At 66.6% G+C, this 23,181-nt stretch carries 20 protein-coding genes; 9 read left to right on the top strand and 11 right to left on the bottom strand.

What is annotated here, in order from left to right:
- Window positions 1-106 precede the first annotated feature (106 nt).
- Entirely contained in the window at window positions 107-3,589 is a 3,483-nt protein-coding gene (locus tag NNI01S_RS17980) for a non-ribosomal peptide synthetase (RefSeq protein ID WP_063021284.1), read from the top strand.
- 261 nt (window positions 3,590-3,850) lie between these two features.
- On the opposite strand, the gene NNI01S_RS17985 is transcribed toward NNI01S_RS17980, so the two are convergent.
- Window positions 3,851-4,831, bottom strand: coding sequence for an ABC transporter substrate-binding protein (locus NNI01S_RS17985; protein ID WP_063021285.1), 981 nt, complete (start codon window positions 4,829-4,831; stop codon window positions 3,851-3,853).
- Between the two features lie 145 nt (window positions 4,832-4,976).
- Here NNI01S_RS17985 and NNI01S_RS17990 point away from each other — a divergent pair, with 145 nt between their 5' ends.
- Both NNI01S_RS17990 and NNI01S_RS17995 read left to right on the top strand, forming a co-directional pair.
- Window positions 4,977-6,764, top strand: a complete 1,788-nt coding sequence (locus NNI01S_RS17990) for an MFS transporter (protein WP_063021286.1) — start codon at window positions 4,977-4,979, stop codon at window positions 6,762-6,764.
- 69 nt (window positions 6,765-6,833) lie between these two features.
- Window positions 6,834-7,967, top strand: a complete 1,134-nt coding sequence (locus NNI01S_RS17995; RefSeq protein WP_063021287.1) for an MAB_1171c family putative transporter — start codon at window positions 6,834-6,836, stop codon at window positions 7,965-7,967.
- On the opposite strand, the gene NNI01S_RS18000 is transcribed toward NNI01S_RS17995, so the two are convergent.
- The 3 genes from NNI01S_RS18000 to NNI01S_RS18010 form a co-directional block, all read right to left on the bottom strand.
- On the bottom strand, window positions 7,916-8,356 hold the full coding sequence (locus NNI01S_RS18000; RefSeq protein WP_063021288.1) for a nuclear transport factor 2 family protein: 441 nt from the start codon (window positions 8,354-8,356) through the stop codon (window positions 7,916-7,918). The two genes, NNI01S_RS17995 and NNI01S_RS18000, sit on opposite strands and share 52 nt — an antisense overlap.
- A gap of 104 nt (window positions 8,357-8,460) precedes the next feature.
- Window positions 8,461-8,850: a cupin domain-containing protein gene (locus NNI01S_RS18005; RefSeq protein WP_063021289.1), complete on the bottom strand. Its 390-nt coding sequence runs from the start codon at window positions 8,848-8,850 to the stop codon at window positions 8,461-8,463.
- A gap of 354 nt (window positions 8,851-9,204) precedes the next feature.
- Window positions 9,205-10,671 carry an MFS transporter gene (locus NNI01S_RS18010; RefSeq protein WP_063021290.1) on the bottom strand — a complete coding sequence of 489 codons (1,467 nt, stop codon included), beginning with the start codon at window positions 10,669-10,671 and terminating at the stop codon, window positions 9,205-9,207.
- 69 nt (window positions 10,672-10,740) lie between these two features.
- Here NNI01S_RS18010 and NNI01S_RS18015 point away from each other — a divergent pair, with 69 nt between their 5' ends.
- Window positions 10,741-11,403 (top strand): TetR/AcrR family transcriptional regulator, encoded by a 663-nt coding sequence (locus NNI01S_RS18015; RefSeq protein ID WP_063021291.1) that lies wholly within the window; start codon window positions 10,741-10,743, stop codon window positions 11,401-11,403.
- 47 nt (window positions 11,404-11,450) lie between these two features.
- Here the strand turns inward: NNI01S_RS18015 and NNI01S_RS18020 are convergent, their stop codons facing one another.
- On the bottom strand, window positions 11,451-13,499 hold the full coding sequence (locus NNI01S_RS18020) for a M13 family metallopeptidase (protein WP_245676260.1): 2,049 nt from the start codon (window positions 13,497-13,499) through the stop codon (window positions 11,451-11,453).
- A 338-nt stretch (window positions 13,500-13,837) separates the two neighbouring features.
- Here NNI01S_RS18020 and rplN point away from each other — a divergent pair, with 338 nt between their 5' ends.
- From rplN to NNI01S_RS18040, 4 genes are read left to right on the top strand one after another with little or no spacing between them, the layout of a single operon-like run.
- Window positions 13,838-14,206 carry a 50S ribosomal protein L14 gene (gene rplN / locus NNI01S_RS18025; RefSeq protein ID WP_039795505.1) on the top strand — a complete coding sequence of 123 codons (369 nt, stop codon included), beginning with the start codon at window positions 13,838-13,840 and terminating at the stop codon, window positions 14,204-14,206.
- 1 nt (window position 14,207) lies between these two features.
- Entirely contained in the window at window positions 14,208-14,525 is a 318-nt protein-coding gene (gene rplX / locus NNI01S_RS18030) for a 50S ribosomal protein L24 (protein WP_039795507.1), read from the top strand.
- Between the two features lies 1 nt (window position 14,526).
- A complete protein-coding gene (gene rplE / locus NNI01S_RS18035; protein ID WP_063021292.1) occupies window positions 14,527-15,090 on the top strand; it encodes a 50S ribosomal protein L5 in 564 nt (187 codons plus the stop codon).
- A 4-nt stretch (window positions 15,091-15,094) separates the two neighbouring features.
- Window positions 15,095-15,280: a type Z 30S ribosomal protein S14 gene (locus tag NNI01S_RS18040; RefSeq protein WP_014981705.1), complete on the top strand. Its 186-nt coding sequence runs from the start codon at window positions 15,095-15,097 to the stop codon at window positions 15,278-15,280.
- Between the two features lie 183 nt (window positions 15,281-15,463).
- Here NNI01S_RS18040 and NNI01S_RS18045 read toward each other — a convergent pair whose 3' ends face one another.
- Window positions 15,464-16,705, bottom strand: coding sequence for an AraC family transcriptional regulator (locus tag NNI01S_RS18045; RefSeq protein ID WP_084488944.1), 1,242 nt, complete (start codon window positions 16,703-16,705; stop codon window positions 15,464-15,466).
- A 226-nt stretch (window positions 16,706-16,931) separates the two neighbouring features.
- Complete coding sequence (locus NNI01S_RS18050; protein WP_169812983.1) at window positions 16,932-18,149, bottom strand: cytochrome P450 family protein; 1,218 nt, start codon at window positions 18,147-18,149, stop codon at window positions 16,932-16,934.
- A 499-nt stretch (window positions 18,150-18,648) separates the two neighbouring features.
- Here NNI01S_RS18050 and NNI01S_RS18055 point away from each other — a divergent pair, with 499 nt between their 5' ends.
- Window positions 18,649-20,202: an acyl-CoA carboxylase subunit beta gene (locus NNI01S_RS18055; RefSeq protein WP_063021326.1), complete on the top strand. Its 1,554-nt coding sequence runs from the start codon at window positions 18,649-18,651 to the stop codon at window positions 20,200-20,202.
- A 308-nt stretch (window positions 20,203-20,510) separates the two neighbouring features.
- On the opposite strand, the gene NNI01S_RS18060 is transcribed toward NNI01S_RS18055, so the two are convergent.
- The 4 genes from NNI01S_RS18060 to NNI01S_RS18070 form a co-directional block, all read right to left on the bottom strand.
- The gene (locus NNI01S_RS18060; RefSeq protein WP_157114846.1) at window positions 20,511-21,179 is read right to left on the bottom strand and encodes a DUF8020 domain-containing protein; all 669 of its coding nucleotides are present in this window, start codon (window positions 21,177-21,179) and stop codon (window positions 20,511-20,513) included.
- A 296-nt stretch (window positions 21,180-21,475) separates the two neighbouring features.
- Entirely contained in the window at window positions 21,476-21,649 is a 174-nt protein-coding gene (locus tag NNI01S_RS34585) for a hypothetical protein (protein WP_157114847.1), read from the bottom strand.
- A gap of 109 nt (window positions 21,650-21,758) precedes the next feature.
- The gene (locus NNI01S_RS18065; protein WP_063021296.1) at window positions 21,759-22,415 is read right to left on the bottom strand and encodes a DUF8020 domain-containing protein; all 657 of its coding nucleotides are present in this window, start codon (window positions 22,413-22,415) and stop codon (window positions 21,759-21,761) included.
- A 188-nt stretch (window positions 22,416-22,603) separates the two neighbouring features.
- On the bottom strand, window positions 22,604-23,086 hold the full coding sequence (locus NNI01S_RS18070) for a DUF4352 domain-containing protein (protein WP_063917541.1): 483 nt from the start codon (window positions 23,084-23,086) through the stop codon (window positions 22,604-22,606).
- Window positions 23,087-23,181: the final 95 nt, after the last annotated feature.

Below are 23,181 nucleotides of genomic sequence, written 5' to 3' on the forward strand. Positions count from 1 at the left end.
CTATTTAGGCTCGGCTAAGCTATGCCCGGCAGTCTCGGTCCGCCGGTTCCGGCGGCAGGCAAGGAGTGGCAGCGCGATGGAGTCGACACAGCGTCGGGCAGAGGGAATGGTGGACATCGGCCTGGAGGAGATCCGGGCCGCGGTGGCCGGTCAACTGGGGCTCGACGCCACGGAGATCGCCGATCACGACGACCTCATCCAACTGGGTCTGGACTCGATCCGCACCATGAAGCTCGCGGGCGGCTGGCGTAAACGCGGCGCGGACATCAATTTCGCCCAACTGGCCGCCGATCCCACGGTGGCCTCCTGGCATGGCTTGCTCGGCGCGAAAGACGCGGCAGGCGCTCAGGCGTCCGGCCCGGCCTCGGTCGAGACGGCCGCCGAGGCAGCGGACGACGACCCCGCGGCGCCCTTTCCCTTGGCCACCATGCAGCACGCGTACTGGATCGGCCGCTCCGACGAGCAAGAACTCGGCGGAGTCGCGGCGCACCTGTACGTCGAATTCGACGGCGGCCGCATCGATCCCGCACGTCTGGAGCGCGCGGTGGCCGACTTGGTCGCCATGCATCCCATGCTGCGCACGAGGTTCCTGCCGGACGGCACACAGCAGACCATGACGGCCCCGGGTCAGCCGGTGTTCGATGTCGTCGACCTGCGCGGCCGGTCGCCGGAGGCGGCCGAGGCCGCGCTGACCGAGCTGCGCGACCGCAAGACCCATCAGCGCCTGGCCATCGAAGACGGCCAGGCCATCGACGTCACACTCACCCTGCGCGACGGGGACCGCAGCCGGTTGCATCTGGACGTCGACATGCTCGCGGGCGATGCCATGAGCTACCGGATCCTGATCTCCGATCTGGCCGAGCTCTACCACGGGACGGCCCTGCCGGTCCCCGGTTACACCTACCGGCAGCACCGCACCGAGCACCGCGAGGACGTCGCCGCACGCGAGCGCGACCGGCAGTGGTGGCAGCGGCGGATGCCGGAATTGCCCGGCGCACCGGAGCTTCCCACGGTGCCGGTCAGCGAGCGCACCGATCCGAATCGCACCGTGCGCTACGACCACTGGCTGTCGCCGGAAGCCAAGCAGCGGTTGCTCGCCGCCGCACACGAGCGCGGCATCACTCCCGCGATGGCGCTGGCGGCGGTGTTCGCCGAGACCATCGGCGGTTGGTCGGCGCAGAGCCGCTTCTTGCTGAATGTGCCGCTGTTCCATCGCGATCCGGTGCACCCCGACATCGATCGGGTGATCGGCGACTTCACCTCCTCGATCATGCTCGAGGTCGACGTCACCGACAGCATGTCGGTCACCGATCGCGCCCGCGCGCTGCAACGCAGCATGCACGAAAGCGGCGCCCACACCGCCTACTCCGGGCTCGAGGTGCTGCGTGATCTGGGCAGGCATCGCGGGGAGCCCGTGCTCGCCCCCGTCGTCTACACCAGCGCGCTGAACCTGGGCGAATTGTTCGCCGACAAGGTCACCGAGACCTTCGGCGAACCCGTGTGGATCATTTCGCAGGGACCGCAGGTGCTGCTCGACGCGCAGGTCACCGAGGTCCGCGGCGGACTGCTGCTGAACTGGGACGTGCGCGCGTCGGCCTTCCCCGAGGGCATGATCGACGCCATGTTCGCTCGATACTGCGCGGCGATCGGGCGGCTCGGCGACGGTGCGGCGGGGTGGAACGCGGAGGCCGCCGTGCGGCTGCCGGTGGCTCAGGCCGAAGTGCGGGCCGCGGTCAACGCCACCGACGGCCCAGTCAGTGAGCGTTGCCTGCACCAGGGCTTCTTCGAACACGCGGCGGCGCATCCCGAGGCGCCCGCCGTGCTGTGGGGTCTGGGCGACCAGCGGGGGATGTGCAGTTACGGGGAACTGGCCGCCCGCGCGCTGGCCGTGGCGGGCGCGCTACGCGCCGAAGGTGTGCAGCCCGGCGACGCGGTCGCCGTCCAGTTGCCGAAAGGGCCGGACCAGGTGCTTGCGGTGCTCGGCGTACTCGCGGCCGGAGCGACATACGTGCCGATCGGAATCGATCAACCGACGGGTCGTCGTGCGGAGATTCTCCGCACCGGAGCCGTCGACACGGCATTGACCGTCGAGGGCGCAGAGATGGACGCGCCGATCACGTGTGTGTCCATCGACGCCGCCCGCGAACACCCGCAGCCGCTCGCGGCGCCCGTCTATCCGGACACCGGCGATATCGCCTACGTGCTGTTCACCTCCGGGTCGACCGGCGTGCCGAAGGGCGTCGAGATACCGCACCGCGGTGCGATGAACACCATCGATGCGTTGAACGAGTGGTTCGGTGTCGGCGGCGACGATCGCGCGCTGGGATTGTCCGCCCTGGAATTCGATCTTTCGGTCTACGACATCTTCGGTCTGTTCTCGGTCGGCGGCGCCGTGGTGGCGGTCGATCCGGAGCAACGCGCCGATCCGTCCTCGTGGGTGGAACTGCTACGTACGCATCGCGTTTCGATCCTCAACTGCGTACCCAGCATGCTGGACATGATTGTGCAGATAGGCGGTGACCGACTGGGTGATTCGCTGCGCGCGGTCATCCTCGGCGGGGACTGGGTGGGTGCGGACCTGGCCCGAAGGCTGTCGGCCCAGGTACCGGGCTGCCGGTTCGCCGGCCTCGGCGGCGCGACCGAGACCTCCATTCACACCACCATCTGCGAGGTCGAGGGCGAGCCGCCCGCGCATTGGGCGACGGTGCCGTTCGGCGTTCCGTTGCGCAACGTCCGATGCCGGGTCGTCGGTCCCGCGGGCCGTGACTGCCCGGACTGGGTGCCCGGCGAACTATGGGTCGGCGGCGTCTGTGTCGCCGCGGGATACCGCAACGACCCGGAGCGGACCGCGGAGCGTTTCGTCGAACACGACGGTCTCCGCTGGTACAAGACCGGCGACATGGCCAGGTACTGGCCCGACGGCACCATCGAATTCCTCGGTCGCGCCGACCATCAGGTCCAGATCCGCGGGTACCGGGTGGAACTGGGCGAGGTGGAGAGCGCGTTGCGCACGGTGCCCGGCATCCGGCATGCCGTCGCAGCGGTCGTCGGTGCGGGCGCGCCCAAGCTGGTCGCCGCCGTCGCGGGCGACGTCGCCGAGATCGGCGATATCACCGCGGCGGCCTCGGATCGGTTGCCCGCCTACATGGTGCCCACCCGGGTCGAGCTCCTCGAACAGATGCCCCTGACCGCCAACGGCAAATTGGACCGCCGCGCCGTGGTCGCCCTCCTCGAACCAGGGAGCGAGCACGATCAGGACACCGCACCTCGCGATGACGTGGAGGCCGCGCTGGCCGATATCGTCGCGGCCGTCCTGGGCGTCGACGCGATCGGCGTGCACGACGATTTCTTCGGCCGCGGCGGCGATTCCGTCCTCGCCACGACCGTGATCGCCCGCGTGCGCGAGTGGCTGCAAGCCGACCACGCGCTGGTCGCGGACCTGTTCGCCACCCGAACCGTCGCGCGGCTCGCGGAGCGGCTGCAGGAACGCGAAATCCAGCAGGGCGCGGACGGCAGGCTGCCCGCGGTAGCCCGGCTCTACCTCGAGGTGGCATCGATGACGGACGAGGAGATCCTCGCCCAGACGTGAAGGGCCCAGCGGTCCCACGAAGCAACCGTTCGCGGCCTTACCGAGAGGCCGCGACGGTCGCGGCGAGGCTCGCACTCCGCGCGGCGAAGACGACCGCGGTGCGCTCAGATAGCCGGGCAGCCCCGAAATTCGTGCTCCCGGCCGCATTCTCGGGTTCGCCCAGGTCCGTCGTCGCGCCGAAAGGCCCACGTCACCCGCCGCCGTCGGCGAGCCTGCCGATCAACTCGCCGACATCATCGCCGACCGCGGCCGGCGCGCCGCCTACTTCGCCGCGGCGGCGAAGGCGGGCTCCAGCTTGTCCAGGATGTAGGGCACCGAGAGCGCCGTCGGCGTGTTCACGGCGCTGATCTCCTGGGTGGTGAGGAATACGACCGAGCCCTTCTTGACCGCGGGCAGGTCGGCGTATCCCGGCAACTGCCGGTACTTCTCGTCCAAGCCGGGGGCGTAACCGGCCAGCAACAGATCGGCGGTCAGCTCGTCGACCCGCTCGGGGGACAGGGCGAGCCTGCCCTGATCGGCGGCCGAGTCGGTGAGATTCTTCGGAATGCCGAGCCCCAGCTGGGCGAACACTTTCGACGACCCGTCGTTCGGGTCGGTCAGCACCATCAGCTGCGCCGGACCGGCCAGCCAGGTGCTGGCGAATGTCTTGCCCTGCAAGCCGGGGTTCGCGGCGGCGATGGCGGCTATCTTGTCGTCCACCTTCGCGATCGCCTTGTTCGCCTCGTCCTGCTTGCGCAGCACCTTGCCGAGCGTGGTGACCTGGTCCTGCCACGGCGCCACCGCCGCTTTGCTCAGCGCGGGCAGCGTCGGGGCGACGCGGGAGAGTTCGTCGTAGGTCTTCTGGTCGGCGATGAACGGGTCGACCAGGATCAGGTCCGGCTCCAGCGTCGCGACCTGTTCGGCGAGGTTGCCGGTGGTGGTGAGGGACTTGGCCGACTCGAGGCTTTTGGGCTCCCACGGCGGCGTGCTCTTGGACGCCATCGCGACGTTGTCGAGGTATCCGATGGGAACGACGCCGAGCGCGAGCGTGGCGTCCAGCCATTGGTTGCCCAGGGCGACGATCTTCTCCGGGGTGCCTTCGACGGTCGTCTCGCCGCGGGCGTGGGTGATGGTCACCTTCTCGCCGCCCGATGCCGAGTCGTCCTCCGCGGATCCGCACGCGGTGACGGCGAGAGCGAAGACTCCCGTCAGCACCGCCAGCGCCGCTCGTGACCAACGGCCGCCTGTCCGAACAGACTTCATCTGTCGCACCTTCCTTCCAAGCAAGATAGCCAAGGCTAACCTATCTCGATCGGGATGGACGACGGCGCGGGCGACCAACACCGGTTGATGGTTACATCCGCTAACTATATAGTTTGCGGTGGTAACTATCTGGTGAGAGGCTGCCGTGACGAATTCATCCATCGACGTCGATCCGGGCGATGTCCGCACCATCCGGCGCCGGTTGCGCTACGACCGGGACCATCCGAACTACAAGTGGATCGTTCTGACCAACACCACACTCGGTGTGCTGCTCACCGCGGTCAATTCCTCGATCGTGCTGATCTCGCTGCCCGCGATCTTCCGTGGCGTCGGGCTCAACCCGCTCGAGGCGGGCAATGTCGGTTACCTGCTGTGGATGCTGATGGGTTACCTGCTCGCCACGGCCGTGCTGGTCGTGATGTTCGGGCGGCTCGGCGACATCTTCGGCCGCGTGCGGGTCTACAACCTCGGCTTCACCATTTTCGCGCTTTCGGCGGTCGCGCTGTCGTTCGACCCGTGGCACGGTGGCTCCGGCGCGTTGTGGATCATCATCTGGCGCGTCGTCCAAGGGGTCGGCGGCGCGATGCTGACCGCCAACTCCTCGGCGATCCTCACCGATGCCTTCCCCGCGAGCCGGCGCGGCACCGCGCTCGGCATCAACATGGTCGCCGCGGTGGCGGGTTCGTTCTTCGGTCTGCTCATCGGCGGCGTGCTGTCGGAATGGGATTGGCGAGCCGTGTTCTGGGTCAGCGTCCCGATCGGCGTCCTCGGGGCCGTCTGGTCCTATCGCTCACTGCACGAAGTCGGCATCAGGACCGCGGGCAAGCTGGACTGGGCGGGGACAATCACCTTCGGCCTCGGGCTCACGGCGCTGCTCACCGGTATCACCTACGGCATCCAGCCCCACGGTGGGCACGCGACGGGCTGGACCAGCCCGTGGGTGCTGTCCGCGGTGTTCGGCGGCATCCTGCTGCTCGTCGCGTTCTGTGTGGTGGAGAGCCGGGTGCCCGACCCGATGTTCAACCTCGGGTTGTTCCGCCACCGCGCCTTCGGGCTCGGCAACTTCGCCAACCTGATGGTCTCGATCGGCCGCGGCGGCATGCAATTCATGCTCATCATCTGGTTGCAGGGCATCTGGCTTCCGCTGCACGGTTACGACTTCGAGTCGACCCCGCTGTGGGCGGGCATCTACCTGCTGCCGATGACGATCGGATTCCTCGCCGCCGGACCGGTTTCCGGCTGGCTGTCCGATCGCTACGGGCCCCGGCCGTTCACCACCGGCGGCGCGTTGCTGACGGGTGTGACTTTTCTGTTGCTGCTGGTCATCCCGGTGAACTTCGACTACTGGCTGTTCGCGTCGATCACCTTGCTCAACGGCGTCGGCAGCGGCCTGTTCTTCTCGCCGAACACCGCCGCGATCATGTCCAGCGTTCCCGCCGCTCAGCGCGGCGCGGCCTCCGGCATGCGCGGCACCCTCTTCAACGGCGGCAACGCGCTGTCGATGGGCATCTTCTTCTCCCTGATGGTCGTCGGGCTCGCGGCGAGCCTGCCCTCGGCGCTGGATTCGGGGTTGCGCGCCCAGGGCGTCTCCGCGGGAGCTGCCGCCGATCTGGCCGGAATGCCACCGGTGGCAAGCATGTTCGCCGCGTTTCTCGGCTACAACCCCATCCAGGAGCTACTCGGCCCGTCGGGCGAACTCGGCAAGCCAGGTGTCGACGCCGAAACCCTGACCGGCCAGGAGTTCTTCCCGAACTTGCTCACCGGCCCGTTCCATTCCGGATTGGTGGTGGTGTTCGTCGCGGCGGCCGTGATGATGTTTCTCGCCGCGGTGGCCTCGTGGTCCATCGGCGACAAGTACGTCTACGACGAGGCGGCCGAGCAGGCCGAGGCCGATCAGGCGGCGGAGCCGAGCGCCGCGGTACCCGCTCGCTGATCGGGGCCGCCGCGGCGATCGGCCACTCGAGTTGGCCTCGCGCCGCGCGACGACATACCGTCGATCGAGATGAACGCTGTTCCGGTTCCGGTGGTGCTGTCGGTTGTCGTCTTCGTCGCGCTCATGACCGCGGGGCGCTGGCTGCTCGTCGACGAGACGGCCACCGATCGGCTGATCAACCGTACGTTCAGCTGGAATCTCCTGGGTCTGCTGCTGTACGAGGTGGCCGTCGCAGTGCATTGTCCCGACCTCGGGCCGCGCATCTACCTCGCCTGTGGTCTCCTGGCACTCGCCAGCTTCTTCGGGTTGGCCAGGCTCGTCGACGGCGCCGATGTGGCAGCCGTGCACCGGCGTCAGCGGCGATACGATGCGACGGCGGCCGCCGTCGCCGTTTCGCTGATCGTCGTCACACCGGTCCTGCGGTGGGCCTGGGGGATCGACTATGTCGAAGTCATCTGGACGGTGTCGGCGCTTCCCGGGGCCTTCTGTGGCTTGCTTTTCGGCCGTGCCTGCGTTCGCGAGTTGCGCGCCGGAGGCGTCGCGGTGCGAGAGAAGCTCACCTTCGCCGTGTTGTTCGCGTTCTCGGTCTATTGGTTGATCTCGATGACGATCATGGTCGGTCGCTCGCTCGCCGGTACGCCGCCGAGCGAACCGGGAAAGGCGTGGGCGGTCGCCGCGGTCCTCATGTTCTCCGCGGTGACCCTGTTGGCGGTGATTCCCCTGGTCACCGCGCTGATGGCGCGGACAGGTTGGGATCAGACCGGGCGCGCCTGCCGTCGGCTGCGGCCGCTGTGGCGAGATCTCACCGCCGTGGTACCCGAAGTGGTCTTGGCCGAAGACCATTCCGCGCCCAGGGAAGCCACGTCCCAGCTCTACCGGATGACCGTCGAGATCTGGGACGCGCTGCTGCACTTGAAGCCCTATGTGCCCGCCTCGTCCGAGCCCGGCTCGCCCGAGTCGATCGACAACGACGCGCGCCACTATGCGTTTCAGGTCGCGCTGGCCGTGCGAGCCAAGCGCGACGGAAGCACGCCGGCCTCCAGCTCCGCCGTCGCGGGCGCGGCGCAGGCCGAGGTTCGTGATCGTGCGGCGGAATTCCGATTCCTGTTGGAACTGGCTCGTCTATGGCCGGGAGCCGTCGCCGCGGTGGATCACCGGTCGATGGGAGTGCAGACGCCGACGACCGCCGCCGTATCCCAGTAGAACGGCCGTACCTCCGCGATGCGTCCATCGGCGAAGCCGATCGTCTGCAAGATCGCGAAGGTGAGTTCCCGGCCGGTCGCGCGGGCGCGGGCGTGTACCTCGGTGTGCACCACGGCGGTATCCCCGGTCGCGAGGAAGCGCTGCTCCCGCATATCGAATCTCTCCCAGGTGTCGCGCATGGCGCGGAAGAACCGCTCCATGCCGTCGTGGCCGCGCCAGGTTCCGCCATACGGCAGGCTCTCGGCTTGATGAAGCACCACCGAAGCGTGGAAGAACGGAGCCAGCAACTCGAACGAGGCGTTGCCCGGACCGCCTGCGGCCAGATATTGCGCTTCCGCCGCGTACATTCCGGTCAGGACGGTCATCGAGTCGGTCGTTGTCGGCGTCATGCGGCCAGTCTGTCCGCCGGGCGGTCGCCGGACCGGCGGTAATCGGTCGTCGCGGTACAGGGTTGTTCCCGCGCAGTGATCTCCTGCGCGGGAACAACGGCGACTCACCGCGCGGCAACGGGCTCCTGCCTGGTTTCGTGGCGCAGCCCGATGGACATGATGTCGGACGGTTCGTCGAGCTCGATGCGATGCCAGCGGTTGCGGGGCACCACGAAAGCGGTGCCCGCGGTGAGGCGCACCATCGTCTCGTCGTCGCCGGGCCGCTCGGCGCGCAGGTAGAGGCGCACCGCACCGGCCAGACAGCACACCGCCTCGTCGCTGCCCGGGTGGATTTCCCACTGATCGGCATGGACGTCGGCATCGGATTCGACATGGAATGTCGCTAGCTGCCAGTCGCCGTCGCCGGTGCTCATCCGGCGGGCACCGGCTGCTACCCGGCCGTTCCGGCCGAAAAGGATCGCGCGGCCGAACAAGTCGATCGAGGTCTGGTTCATGGTGTGTCCTTCGATGAGATGGGTGAGACTTTCTCGGTCGGTCGATTGCGGCGTCCGAGAAGCGGGGGCAACGGAGCGGTCGAGGGTCGGCCGAGAGCAAGCGGGGCGCTTGCTCGGTGCAGTCCGAGCGACATGGTGGGGTGGCGTATCCCGACGCTGTGGGCGGCAGGTCGATGGCCTCGTGCCGAAGGGTGAGTGCGCCGTTTGTGCGTCACCGTTTTCACCCGATGCTTTGTCGGGATCGATAGCGCACCCGCGTATGTGGTTCGGAGCCGTGAGAGGTTGCTGCTCGCGACCGGGGCAAGTGTGCGGCGACGACCCGACCGGCTTCGCTCGCGAGGCGCTCGGTGGCCTTCATGGTCGCGCGGCGGAGAACCCGGCGGCCGTCTCGGCGCCCGGCGACATCGTGTCGGCTGCGGGCGTCGCTGTGGGAGTCGTGCGGTGCGTGCTCGGCAGCACAGTCGCGGCGACCACGCTCGCCACGGCGAAAAGCCCCGCAGCGCAGCCCAATGCGAGCGCGTATCCATCGTTCAGGGCGGCCGGTGCGGCGCTGTCTCCGGTGCGTGCCGCCGCAATGGTGGCGAGCGCGGCCACTCCGACGCAGCCGCCCAGCTGGCGCGCGCTGTTGAACACCCCGGAGGCCATGCCCGCTTCGTGCGGCGCGACGCCCGTGGTCGCGGCGGCGGCCACCGGAGCCAGGCACAGTCCGAGACCGAAGCCGCCGAGCAGCGAAGGGCCGAGGACGTCGGCGAGGAAGCCGCCGTCGGCGCTGATGAACGCGAACCAGCCGATACCGGCCGTGGTCAGCACCCCGCCGAGAACGAGCGCCGCTTTCGGCGATCGCGTGCCGCCCACGCGGGTGGCCACCACCGTCCCGGCGATGACGCTGAGCGAGAACGGCACGAAAGCCGCGCCCGCCGCGCCCGCGCTCATGCCCAGTACCTGCTGTTGATACAGCGACACCAGATAGAACGCGCTGAATTGTCCCGCTCCGGCCAGAAATACGAACACATTCGCGCCCGTCACCCAGCGGTTGCCGAACAGTCCGAGCCGGACCAATGGCGTCGATGTCCGTGCCTCGACGGCGAGAAAAGCCGCGAGCAGCACCGCTCCTGAGCCGAGGGTGACCGCCGTGGCGGCGGAGAGCCAACCGTGGTGTTCACTGCGCACCACGCCCACCACCAGCAAACCTATTGCGCTGGTGCCGAGCGCAGCGCCCGGCACATCGATCCGAGCTCGCCCACTCACTCGATCGGCCGCCACGCCGGCCACCGCCGCGACCGAGGCGATCGCCACTATCGGGACGTTGATGAACATCACCCAGCGCCAGTCGGCGTACTCGGTCAGCAATCCACCCACCAGCACGCCGAGCGCGCCGCCCGCCGCGTTCACCGCGCTCCACACGCCGAGTGCCCGCACCCGGGCGGGTCCTTCCGGAAATGTCGTGGTCAGCGTGGCCAGAGCGGCGGGCGCCACGGCCGCCGCCGCGAGGCCCTGAATCGCTCGCGCGGTGACGAGCTGCCACGGCTGCTGCGCGAATCCGCCGGCCAGCGAGGCGATGCCGAACACAGCGAGCCCGGCGGTGAGCAGTCTGCGCCGCCCGAACAGGTCACACGCCTTCCCGCCGAGCAGCAGGAATCCGCCGAAGGTCAGCGCGTAGACGTGCACCACCCACGCCAGATCGACCGGGGCGAAGCCCAGATCGGCGCGGATGGCGGGTAGCGCGACGTTCACCACCGCGAGGTCCAACGCGACCATGAACTGCGCGACGGCCACCGCCGTCAACGCGACGCCCGGCCGCCCGAGAGAGTTTCTATACATGTATAAAAACTAGCGCGATGGGACGCCCCGTGTCCATACCCGGCTCGGGGGATGGGTGAAGATGGACCAATGCCGAGCTCGTCGTCGCAGTCCCAGCGCACCGGCCGACCTGCGCGTATCTCCCGGGCGGAGATCGTCGCGTCGGCCAACTCCGTGATCGGGGCGGAGGGTGTGGAGAAGCTGACCATGCGCCGCCTCGCCGCCGAACTCGGTTGCACGCCGATGGCGCTCTACCACCACGTCCGGGATAAGGAAGACCTGCTGCGGCTGCTGCTCAACGACTACGCCGAGCAGGTGGTGTGGCCGGATCTGCCGGAGGATCCGCGACAGCGCGTCCGCGTGGCGGCGCGGGCCATGCGCGACGCGCTCGCCGCGCGCCCGTGGGTCGTCGAAATACTCGCCGCCGACGACCTTCTCGGTGTTTCCGCGCTCTGGGTCACCGAATCGATCGTGGACGGGTTCGTCGCGGGGGGCCTGCCGGTGGATCGCGCCGTCCACGCCTACCGGGCCATCTGGCAGTACACGGCGGGCAACCTCATCGTGCGCGCCCGTTCCGCCCGCCGGGCCGGGGAGGACCGCCCCACCTTCCGCGCGCAGGTCTTCGCCGACCTCGACCCCGAGACCTACCCCCGCCTGGCCGCCCTCGGCCCCGGTTACGTGTCCCTCGCCGCCCAGGACACCTACGACCTCGGCCTCGACGCCCTCATCGACGGCCTGCTCCGGTCCGCATAGCAATCGAGCCCGCCACGACGGGCGGGCTCGAATGCTCGATCACATGCTCAGAAAGTGATCCGCTGGTCGGGAGGCATGTACAACTTGTCGCCTTCCTTCACATCGAACGTCTTGTAGAACTCCTCGAGATTGCGCACGACCTGGTTGCAGCGGAATTCGTTGGGGGAGTGCGTATCAATGCTGAGATAGCGGACGGTGAGTTCCTTCGTCTGCTTCTCGCGCCAGCTGCGCGCCCAGGACAAGAACATGGTGCGGTAGTCGGGATTGTCGATGCCCCGGCGTTTCTCGGCGATGCGGAAAGCGGCCAGCGTGATCTGCAGGCCGCGCAGATCGGCCAGGTTCTCACCGACCGTGAGTGCGCCGTCGACGTGCTGGTTCGGCTCGAGACCCTCCGGGACGAGCGCGTTGTACTGGTCGATCAGTTGCTTGGCCTTGGCGTCGAACGCCGCGCGGTCCTCGGGCGTCCACCAGTCGCGGCGGTTGCCGTCACCGTCGTACTTGGAGCCCTGGTCGTCGAAGCCGTGCCCGATCTCGTGCCCGATGGTGGAGCCCACCGCGCCGTAGTTGACGGCGGGCAGAGCGTCCTTGTCGAAGAAGGGCGGCTGGAGGTAGGCGGCGGGGAAGACGATCTGATTGGAGTTCGACGAGTAGTAGGCATTCACCGTTTGCGGCGACATGCCCCACTCGGATTTGTCGACCGGCGTCCCCAGTCGCGCGAACGCGCGCTTGACCTCGAACTCGTTGATGGCGAGCAGCGACTCGATCAACTTGCCCTTGATGATCTTCAGCGTCGAGTAGTCGACCCACTTGTCCGGGTAGCCGATCTTGGGATCGATCTTGTCCAGTTTCTCCAGAGACGCCGCCCTCGTCGCGGGCGACATCCAAATCGAATTGGTGAAGTTCTCCCGATAGGCCGCGACGACGTCGGCGAGCATCTCCTTGGCCCGCTCCTTGGCCTCCGGCGGAAAGTGCTTGGCCACATACAGTTTTCCGAGCTGCTCGCCGAGCTTCTCGTCGACGATGCCCACGCCGTACTTCCACCGTTCGGGGCGCTGGTCCTGCCCGTTGAGAATTCTGCCCTTGAAGTCGAAATTCGCGTCGTTGACGGCCTTGGGCAGGTACGGAGCGAACTCCCGCAGCACCGACAGCTTCAGGTAATCCCGCCACGTGGCGATGTCCACCTCGGTCCACAGTCGGCCCGCCGCCGTGATGAAGGACGGCTGGTTCACCACCATCGTCGCGAACAACTCCCGCGGGCGGCCGGTGTTCCCCGCCAGCCACGGATCCCAGTCGAAGCCAGGGGCGAGCGCGGTCATATCGGCCCAGCTGTAGACGTTGTACGTCGCGTCGGTGTCGCGGTTGCGCACGTTGTCCCAGTGCGCGGGCGCGATGCGCTTCTCCAGGTCGAACACCCGCTGGGCGAGGCCGGCCGGGTCGGCGAACCCCGCGCCCGCGGCGATCCGCTCGAGGAAGGTGCGGTACTGCGCGAGCACCTCGCCGTACTCCGGCTTCCGGTAGTACTGCTCACCCAGGCCGAGCCCGGACTGGCCGACCGAAGGGATGTAGGCGTTGGAATTCTTCCGGTCGACGCCGATGCCGAGCCCGATCAACCCGCCGATCGGCAGCTCGGCCATCACCTTGGCCAAGTCCGCCTTGGTGGCGGCGCCGTCGATCTTCGCGAACAGGGGCGCCAGCGGCGTCATGCCGAGCCGTTCGATCTCGTCCCAGTCCACCCTGGCGTCGTAGAGGTCTCTGATCTGCTGCTCTTCCGAGCCCGGCTTCGGGTCCCGGATGCCGTCGATGATCTCCCGCAGCTGCTGCTCGGTGCGATCGCCCGCCTCACTGCCCGCGCCGTAGCTGACCTTGTCCGGCGGCAGCTGGTACTCCCGCAGCCACTTCCCGTTGACGTGCCGGTACAGGTCGTCCTGCGGCCGGATCGCCTCGTCGGCTCCGCTGAGATCGACGCCGGTGAGCGTCCTGCTCGCGGGTTCGGTGTCGTCCGAGCACGCGACCAGGGCGGCGGCGGCCGGAACGGCCCCGAGGGCGATCAGGAAGGCACGACGATCCAGCTTCGATGGCCGACCGGTAGATGTCACGAGAATCCTCTCCCCGACGCGGCGGTGCCGCAGATGTACGAAGGCAGCCTTGCAGGACACCGAGGCTACCGGCGCGGTGGCGGACCGGCCGGGATTGGGGAAACGGGCACCCGCGTGTGGCCCCGATTTGGGAACGACCTGCGGATTCCCATACACTAGACCGGTTGCCTGCGGGAGCTGTGCCCGCAATCCGGCAGTGAACCCCCAGTGGTTGGTTCCGCGTTTCTTGCTCGAACCGAGGAAACCGCTGGCAGGCGCGCGTCCGGAGGGCAACCGACCATGCCCGTCGGGTCGGCAATCCGGCGTGCACATACGTCCAGGTCAAGGAGGACGCTGAAGTGATTCAGCAGGAGTCGCGACTGCGCGTCGCCGACAACACGGGCGCGAAGGAGATCCTTTGCATCCGCGTTCTCGGTGGTTCGTCGCGTCGCTATGCCGGTATCGGCGACATCATCGTCGCTACCGTGAAGGACGCCATCCCCGGCGGCAACGTGAAGCGGGGTGACGTCGTCAAGGCCGTCGTCGTGCGCACCACCAAGGAGCGCCGTCGTCCCGATGGTTCCTACATCAAGTTCGACGAGAACGCGGCCGTGCTCATCAAGGCGGACAACGACCCGCGCGGCACTCGTATCTTCGGCCCGGTCGGCCGCGAGCTGCGCGACAAGAAGTTCATGAAGATCGTGTCGCTGGCTCCGGAGGTGCTCTGACATGAAGGTGCACAAAGGTGACACCGTGCTCGTCATCTCGGGCAAGGACAAGGGTGCCAAGGGCAAGGTCATCCAGGCCTACCCGAAGGAGAACCGGGTCCTCGTCGAGGGCGTGAACCGGATCAAGAAGCACGTCGCGAACTCCGCCAACCAGCGCGGCGCCTCCTCGGGCGGCATCGTGACCCAGGAAGCCCCCATCCACGTCTCGAACGTGATGGTCGTCGACTCCGACGGCAAGCCGGCCCGCGTCGGCTACCGGACCGACGAGGAGAGCGGCAAGCGGGTCCGGATCTCCCGTAAGAACGGGAAGGACATCTGACATGACCACGACGGAAAAAGTGCAGCCCCGGCTGAAGCAGCGCTACCGCGAAGAGATCAAGGACGCGCTGAACAAGGAATTCGACTACGCCAACGTGATGCAGATCCCGGGCGTGGTGAAGGTCGTCGTCAACATGGGTGTCGGCGACGCCGCCCGCGACGCGAAGCTGATCAACGGCGCTGTCGAGGACCTGGCCCTGATCACCGGTCAGAAGCCGCAGATCCGCAAGGCGACCAAGTCCATCGCGCAGTTCAAGCTGCGTGAGGGCATGCCGATCGGCGCCAAGGTCACCCTGCGCGGCGACCGGATGTGGGAGTTCCTGGACCGCCTGGTCTCCATCGCGCTGCCGCGTATCCGCGACTTCCGCGGCCTGTCGCCGAAGCAGTTCGACGGCAACGGCAACTACACGTTCGGCCTGAGCGAGCAGTCGATGTTCCACGAGATCGACGTGGACCGGATCGACCGTCCGCGTGGTATGGACATCACCGTGGTGACCACCGCGACCAACAACGAAGAAGGCCGTGCCCTGCTCAAGCACCTCGGCTTCCCGTTCAAGGAGAACTGAGCACATGGCAAAGAAAGCACTGGTCAACAAGGCCAACGCCAAGCCGAAGTTCGCTGTCCGCGCCTACACCCGCTGCCAGCGCTGCGGCCGTCCCCATGCGGTCTACCGCAAGTTCGGCCTGTGCCGCGTGTGCCTGCGCGAAATGGCGCACCGCGGCGAGCTGCCGGGCGTGCACAAGAGCTCCTGGTGAGCTGACGCTCCGCTGAGCGTCGTCAACTGAACATCTGAGCGAGGGCACGGACTCCAGTCGAGTCCGTGCCTTTGCTGTCTCCAGTAGTTTCTCTGCTGTCTCATCGCTGCCGTGCTCGCGGGCGCGCCCGCCCGTCCCGCACAGCCGGGGAAGTTCGCGCTGTCGCGAGTTGCCCGGTGAGATTTATGTGGTGGTGTTGTCGAGGTACCGTCGGCGTGCCTGGTTCAGTTCGCGGCTCCACGTTGTTCCTTCGTCGGCCAACCGGCGTTGGAGCGTCCGTGGCCCGACCTCGAGGAGTCGGGCGGCGTCCGCCAGCGAGGGCGTACCTTCGGTGAGGGCGCCCTCCAGTGCGGTGCCCACCCGGTCCGACCATGTCGGAGAGCACACGGGCGGCGGCATCGTGGCACAACGGCGCCCGCGCGCTGTGGGAACCCCGGCTGCGTGGTGGGTTTCGAATGCGGCTGGATGAGATCCGTCAATGCCCGACACCAGTCGATCGGTCAGTTCCCTCGATCGGCGCCTCTGGAAATCTCGGGGTGTTTCGCCGTAGCGTGCCTTGAACGCTTGGGAGAACCAGGTTTGTGTGAAACCGCAACGTGCGGCCACCTCACTGACAGTCGTGCTCTTTCCCTGTTGGGAGAGCAGGTCGCGCGCGGCGCGCAGCGCCTCGTCCTGCCGCACTTCCCGGTAGGTGGTACCGCTCTGCTGGAGGGCGAGCCGCAATTGCCGGGGCGACCAGCCGAGAGCCGATGCCACCGCAGGCAGACGCAAGTCCCCGACACCGACATGCTCCCGCACGTACTGACGAACGGCTGCAGCCGTTTCAGCCAGATGGCTTCGTTGCGGGCCCATATCGCCGAGCAGCATCAAGCAGATCAGCTCAGTGATTCGATCGCAGACGGCGTTGAATTGCCAGTCCGTGAGGTTGGATCGCTCGGCATGCGTTTCGCGGATCATGCACTGCACGATCCGTCCCAGGCCCGACTCCATGTCGAGCGTCGTTTGCGGCGGTCCGGCGGAAGACAGGCGATTGTCGATATCAGCACGCGGTATACGAACCGCGTTCGTCACCATGCGTGGCATGTAGTACCGAAACGGCTGATCTGGGCTCAATAGCATTGCGCTACCGGGAGTAACGCGCGTTACCGTATCATTCATTTCGAAGGTATTGACTCCTCCCACAGCCCGCTGCGGCACGACCAACCAGTAGTCGCTACCGCCCTGACGGGTGTGTGACGGGGTCCGCCAGGCCAGACGCTCGCTGCGTTGGTCGAAGCACAGGAGAGTGTGAGCAACAGTGTCCTGAACGGTGGCACGGATCCACCAGTTGCGCGGATCACGATACCGGGACTCGGACGGCAGAAAGCTGTCGCTGAGTGCTTCCCACTCGTCGATGTCTTTCGTAACAAGCTCGGTGTACATCATGATGACGCCTTGGCGGATGTGTTATTCGGGACTTTACGATTCAACATCACCTTGGAGGCCCGGTAGCTGTCCTGCATATCCCGCCGTGAGAAGGGGACAAGTGGGAAACGCTGCGAACGATCGGCGTGACCGACGCCCGATCGCAGCGTCGGTCACGGGCGTCACTCCGTCGGCTACGGACGCACCGGTCTCGAAAAAGCGCGAAACTCGCCGGGCTGTGTTGAATTCACTCTCCACTACGCGCGGGTTCCAGCAGTACGGGAAGTGCGAGGGGCCCGCAGGTGATGAAGTTCGGGCCGTAGACCTGGGTGATGTCACCAGCCAGACGCAATCGCGGGAATCGCTTGAACAGCGTAGACAACGCGATGTGGCTTTCCAGCCGGGCCAGGTGAGCGCCGAGGCAGACATGCGGTCCCCGGCCGAACGCCAGCTGGTCTCGGTGATCGCGGTCGATGTCGAAGGTACCGGCGTCCGGATAGCGCTCCGGGTCCCGCCCGACGCCGCCGTACCACCCCACCATGGCTCCCGCGGGAATGTCTACGCCGGCGACGGTGATGTCTTGCAGCGCATAGCGAGTGGGAAGAATAGCGGCCACCGAAGAGCGGAAGCGCAGCATCTCCTCCACGACGTCCTTCCACCGGTCTTCGGCCTGGGCTTTGGCGAGCTGCTCGGGATGGGTGCACAGCGTGACGACCGCGTTGCCGAGCAGGTGCACGGTGGTCTCATGTCCGGCCATGAGCACCAACCACAACATGTTGACCAGTTCGTCGTCGGTCAAACCGTTCGCTTCGTTGGCCTCCAGCAGCGCGGAGGTGAGGTCGTCGCCGGGTGTGCGCCGTTTGCGGCCGAGGAGTTCGGTGAGGTAGCCGAGCATATCCGCCATCGCGGCCTGAATCTCGTCGCCGGTGCTCAGATGCGACATGACCGTGGACGCCCAGATCCGGAATTGTTGTTGTTCGGACGCCGGTACACCGAACAGTTCGCCGATCACCCGCACCGGCAGGGGGGTGGTGTAGCTGGAGACGAGATTGATTTCCGCCTTGTGGTCGGGAATATCGTCGAGGAGTTCGGTGGCGATCTGCTGGATTCGGGGCTCGAGCGCGGCGACTCTGCGCGGGGTGAACGCCTGGCTTATCGTTCTCCGCAGCCGTCGATGATCCTCACCGTCCATGTTGATCATGTGATCGATATCGGTGAGCGCGCGCAAGGGCCAGTCGGCTGGAATCGTGCCGTCCTGCAGCGCCGGACAGTTGCGCGGGTTCTTGCTCAAGACGGTGCCGTCTCCGGCGAGGATTTCGCTCACCGCTTTGTGGCTGACGGCGAACCAGGCCACGACATTGCCGGGCAGTTCGATCGGAACGATCGGTCCACGCCGACGGATCCTGTCGAAGGTATCGAAAACCAACTCGCCAGCGGTAGGCAGCTGAGCGACGGGCTCGGTCATGATGTCTCCCATGGTGCGTTCGGTCACACACGGACACGGCTGACGTGTGCCCGCCCAGTGTCGGCCGCAACGACACGCCGAACGACCGGAACTGGGAATCGCTGCCTCGCAACGAAAGTGCGACGCAGAAGAACAAACGTGGGAGCGAGATGTGCCAAGACCCTGCTGGGATGCCCCGGCAGGTGGCATGACCGCGTACCGATTCGGTGATCGCACACTCGACGGAGGCGTTGCGTCCGGAATTCTGCACCAGCTCACCTGTCGGCCGCCGCAACCGTGCCTTCGAGTCGTCCGAGGCGATCACCGCGTTCACACCCGCTCTGGAACGGCGTCCTGCCAGTCCTTCCTTCCTGTGACTGTGTTCGGACTATCCAGGATCTGATGTGCGACCGGCCCGGGCTGTGATTTGTCCCGGATATCCGGTTCGATGACGCGTTCTGTGTCGATAGCGCTTACCGTCGCGGGGGCACAATAGTTGGTTCGGAAGGTGGCGGTGAGCGTGACAGGTACCGAGGCGAAGCTCGAGGAACTGGTCAAGATCCTGACGATCGCTGCGGAACCGGCGGGTGAGGCCGGTGCTGCCAAGCGGGAGAAGAAGGGTGTTCCGAGCGTTCGCCAGCGTGTGGCCATGCTGCTCGACCGCGGGACGTTCATCGAGACCGGTGCGTTGGCTCGTCAGCCCGACCGACCGGATGCTCTCTATGGTGACGGGCTGGTCACCGGTCGCGGTCTGATCGGGGGCCGTCCGGTGGTGGTGATCGCCCACGATCAGACCGTGTACGGCGGGTCGGTCGGTGTCACGTCCGCCCGCAAGTTCATGCGGGCGCTGCAACTCGCGTTCGACAACGCATGCCCGGTGGTGACGATCAATGATTCCGGCGGTGCGCGTATCCAGGACGCGGTGGGTTCGATCGCTTCGTTCGGTGATATTTCCCGGGTGTTGGAGAAACTGTCCGGATACGTGCCACAGGTGTCGATCATTCTCGGCAAGTGCGCAGCGGGTTCGGTGTACGGGCCGATCAACACCGACGTGCTCATCGGCACCAAAGATTCCTACATGTTCGTCACCGGGCCGGAGGTGATCAAAGCCGTCAACGGTGAGGACGTCTCCGCCGAGGAACTCGGTGGGGCCGAAGTGCAGGCCAGACGCGGCACCCTGCATCACGTGGCCGACACCGAGCAGGAAGCCTACGACTGGGCGCGCAATTACCTGAGCTACATGCCGACGAGCTGTCTCGAGCAGCCGCCGATCGTGAACCCCGGCCTGGAGCCGGAGATCACCGCTACCGATCGCGAGCTCGACACGATCATCCCGGATTCCGATCGCGCCGGTTACGACATGCACGAGATCCTGCTGCGGATTTTCGACGACGGCGAATTCCACGAAATCCGCGCCGCGTTCGCACCGAATCTGATCACCGGGTTCGCCAGGGTCGACGGCTATCCGGTCGGTGTGATCGCCAACCAGCCGTTGGTGCTGGGTGGTTCCATCGACGCCGCCTGCTCGGACAAGTCGACCTACTTCATCCGGCTCTGCGACGCGTTCAATATCCCGCTGGTGTTCGTCGCGGACACCCCTGGCGTGCTGCCGGGCCTCGAGCAGGAAGCCAACGGTGTGATCATCCGCGGCGGGCGGGTACCGCGTGCGATCATCGAGGCGACGGTCCCGATCATCAACCTGGTCGTGCGCAAGTCCTACGGTGGCGCCTACGGCATGATGGCGGCCCGGCAGGTGGGTGCCGACATCAGTTTCGCCTGGCCGACGGCCCGGATCGCTGTGATCGGCGCCGACAGCGCGGTCGACCTCATCGGCAAGCGGCAATTGGCGGCGGTGCCGGAGGAGCATCGGGCAGCGGCGCGCGAGTTCATGATCAACCAGTACAACGAGACGATCGCCACCCCGTGGATCGCCGCCGAACGCGGCTACATCGACGCGGTCATCGAACCGGCGCGGACCCGGCTGGAGATCCGGAACGCGCTGCGCCTGTTGCGGGACAAGCCGCCGGTCAAGCCGGAGTTCAACCCGCGCAAGCATCCGGTGTACCCGATGTGATCTTCCCGTTTACTCCGCGGCTGGGCGTATGGCACGGCGAGCGCTGGCGGACCGACAGGTTGCCGGAGAGGCATCTGGCGACCTACTCGACCGATGTCGGCGCCCTATCGGCGTCGCACTTATTCCTGGCCGCCGGCTTCCTGAAGCCACCGGTAATTGCGGACGCGACAGAGTCCGCGCGGCGACGGTGTGACCACCGAGCCTGCGCCGAGTAGCGAATCGCAGACGACCCGAAGAAGGCGCTGCGGCGGATGGGTTCCGCCGCAGCGCCTTTCGCGACCTCGGCTCAGCAGGTCAAGCGCTGATTGTCAGGGCAGCACCTGCGGAATGACTTCGGGTGCGACCGTACCCACGACCGCGCCGACCACGGCACCCAGGATGGCGGTGGTCACCACGCCGACCGCGGCGCACAGCACGTAACCGACGACGAAGGCAGCCACGGTCGGAATGCAGGTGATGAGGGCGGCGATCGCGCCGACGCCCGCGCCCGCGGCCGCACCGTTCATGACCGGATCCGGGTACTGCGCTCCCGGATTGGTCGCGATGTCCTTCAGTTCCGCGCCCGTCGCAGCCGATACTTGAGGCGTCGTCACCGACAGCGTGCGGCCGTCCTCGGACACCTTGGCATTCAGAGCGATGGCTGTACCGGACGGCGTGGCCAGCGTGCGCGGAAGCTCGGTGACCGCCGCGCCGGCGTTGTTCACCACCTTGATCGAGGCCTCGCCGAGCTGGAACGTGCCTGCGTCCAGCGTGGCGGAGACGGTTTTCAGGTCCGGCGCGACCGTGGTGTGGTAGCCGACGTCCGCGGACGTGCCCGACGTCGAGATCGCCTGGGCCAACTGTGCCTGCTGATCGGCGTAGTTGGTGGCCGATGCGGCTCCGGCACCGGCGAACGTAGTCGCCACCGCCAGCGGCAGCGCACCGATCAGCGCCTTACGGCCGATACCCTTTGCAGCGCGATAGAACATTGAATTCATTCTCCCTCCCAACCCCCGATCCCCCCGACGTGGACGAATCGAACGTCGCATCGTGTGAACGCACTATTGGTAGCGACTGCACGACCGTCAAGGCAAACCTTGTGAGATTGTCCACAAAGTGGAACCGATTGAGCAACAAGGTAATTGGATCCGAAATGAGGTCGCGGCAAACTGAAAGCGATGCTGTCGCCGACCCAACCGTCGCCTCGGGCGACTGCCGGGAAGCTCTCGTTTCGGCCCATCGAGACGCACTGCTCCCCGGCCTACATGTTGATATCGTTCAGTGCGTCCTCCGTCTACTTGTGCGTCTCGGTGTCGTGCAGCAATTCGATACTCCAGCCGGACCACGTGACCAGTCGCGTTGGCGGCGATGCCGCCGATGCGGGGGTGAAGGTCGGCGACGCCAGGTCGACCAGAAGCAGCCGGTGCCAGACGCTGTGAGCGAGCTGCTGGGTCAGGACCACGTACATGTGCCGAATCCCGCTGCGCGTAGCTGCGATCAGATCGGCCGTTGTGGTGCTGGTGTGTTGCGAAGAGGGCCGACTTCGACCTTCGGCCCCCATCGACTGCCGCCGCAAACTACCAGCAGTAGCGGTACGGCCCGCTGTTGTGGCACTCCTCCTGGTAGTCCCACTGGTCGGGGACATCGGAGTTGGGGATCGACGCGCCCGCAGTACCGCCGACCGCCATGCCGCCGAGCACACCGACGATCAGGCTCACCGGCAGGCTGATCGGAAGCAGCAGTCCACCCGCGGCGATGCCGATGACGAGGCCGACAATGGTGCCGCCGACGCCGCCGATCAGACCGCCCATCGCGATGCCCGCCTCGATGCTGCGCTGCCGTGGCGAGGTCTTGCGCCAATAGCCGACCTCCTGGGCGGAGACATCGGCGACCAGCGTGGTGCCGTTGACGTCCACACGCGGCTCCAACGTGATCACGTGCTGGTCGAGCGTGAGCGCGCGCGGAACGCTCGCGATGGAGCTGCCGTCGGCGGCGGCGATGTCGATCGTGTCATCGGTGACGCGGAAGATCCCGCTCATTAGCGTGGCGGTGAAACTGCTTCCGTCGCGGTGGGCCTCGTAGCGGACACCGCGGTCGATCCCCTGCACGCTGTCAGGCAGGGCTGCCACAGCTTCGGCGGTCGTTACGAGAGGCGCGGCGAAGGCGGTGTTCTGCGCCAAGCCGACCGCGGCGATTGCGAAAGCGGTGGTGACGACCAGCTTTTTGATTCTCATGGCGGCTTGTGTTCCTTGGTATCTGGAAACTAGAAGGTTGTGCAATAAGGGCTGGACTCTGCGCTACCCGCTTCGTGCAAAACGCTACTGCGAAGCGAAGATTTCGGTTCGGTACGACGACCAGCTGCCGGGGTTCGACGGTGTCTGCGTGAAGTCTCGTCCGACATGTGCCGCCGAACCCCGGAGCATTATCGAAGTGCGACCTTGACACCGCCAGAAAGCATGCTGTCGTGCAGCTCCAACACGGCAGGAACCGTGCCCGGTGGCACGTCAAACACGATCTTTACCTGAATCGTGAACCCGGGGTTCAAATCCGACGTCCATGTATCCGCGCCCAACCGTCGCGCGGCGGCCGAGTTGTTCGCGTACTCGCGGCCCTGATCATCGATCAGCTTCTGATTGCTGTCGAAGTACGATCGCGGCTCCTTGCCAGTGTTGGTGATGTCGACGTGCATGACCAGGAACTCTCCGCGCGCCTTCTCCTCCAGCACGCCGCTACCAACAGATGCGACCGGGGGATCGATGGCGGTCACCTTGAATTCGAACTGGCCGTCGCGGACGGCAGATCCAACGGCGGCAACGTTCTTGCCAGCGGGGCTTTTTCCGTCCGTTTTGGATTCGTTGGCGGAGAGTCCGACGATCCCGAAGCAGCCTCCGCAGAGCAGGATCATGGCGCCGATGAGGATCCATGGCCAGATAACTCGCTTCTTTGGCTGCTGGGGCGAAGCGTATCCGGGCGGGGGAGGAAAACCGGGTTGCTGAAAAC

The organism is Nocardia niwae NBRC 108934 = DSM 45340, assembly GCF_001613465.1.
In the GTDB taxonomy this organism is placed as follows: Bacteria; Actinomycetota; Actinomycetes; order Mycobacteriales; family Mycobacteriaceae; genus Nocardia; species Nocardia niwae.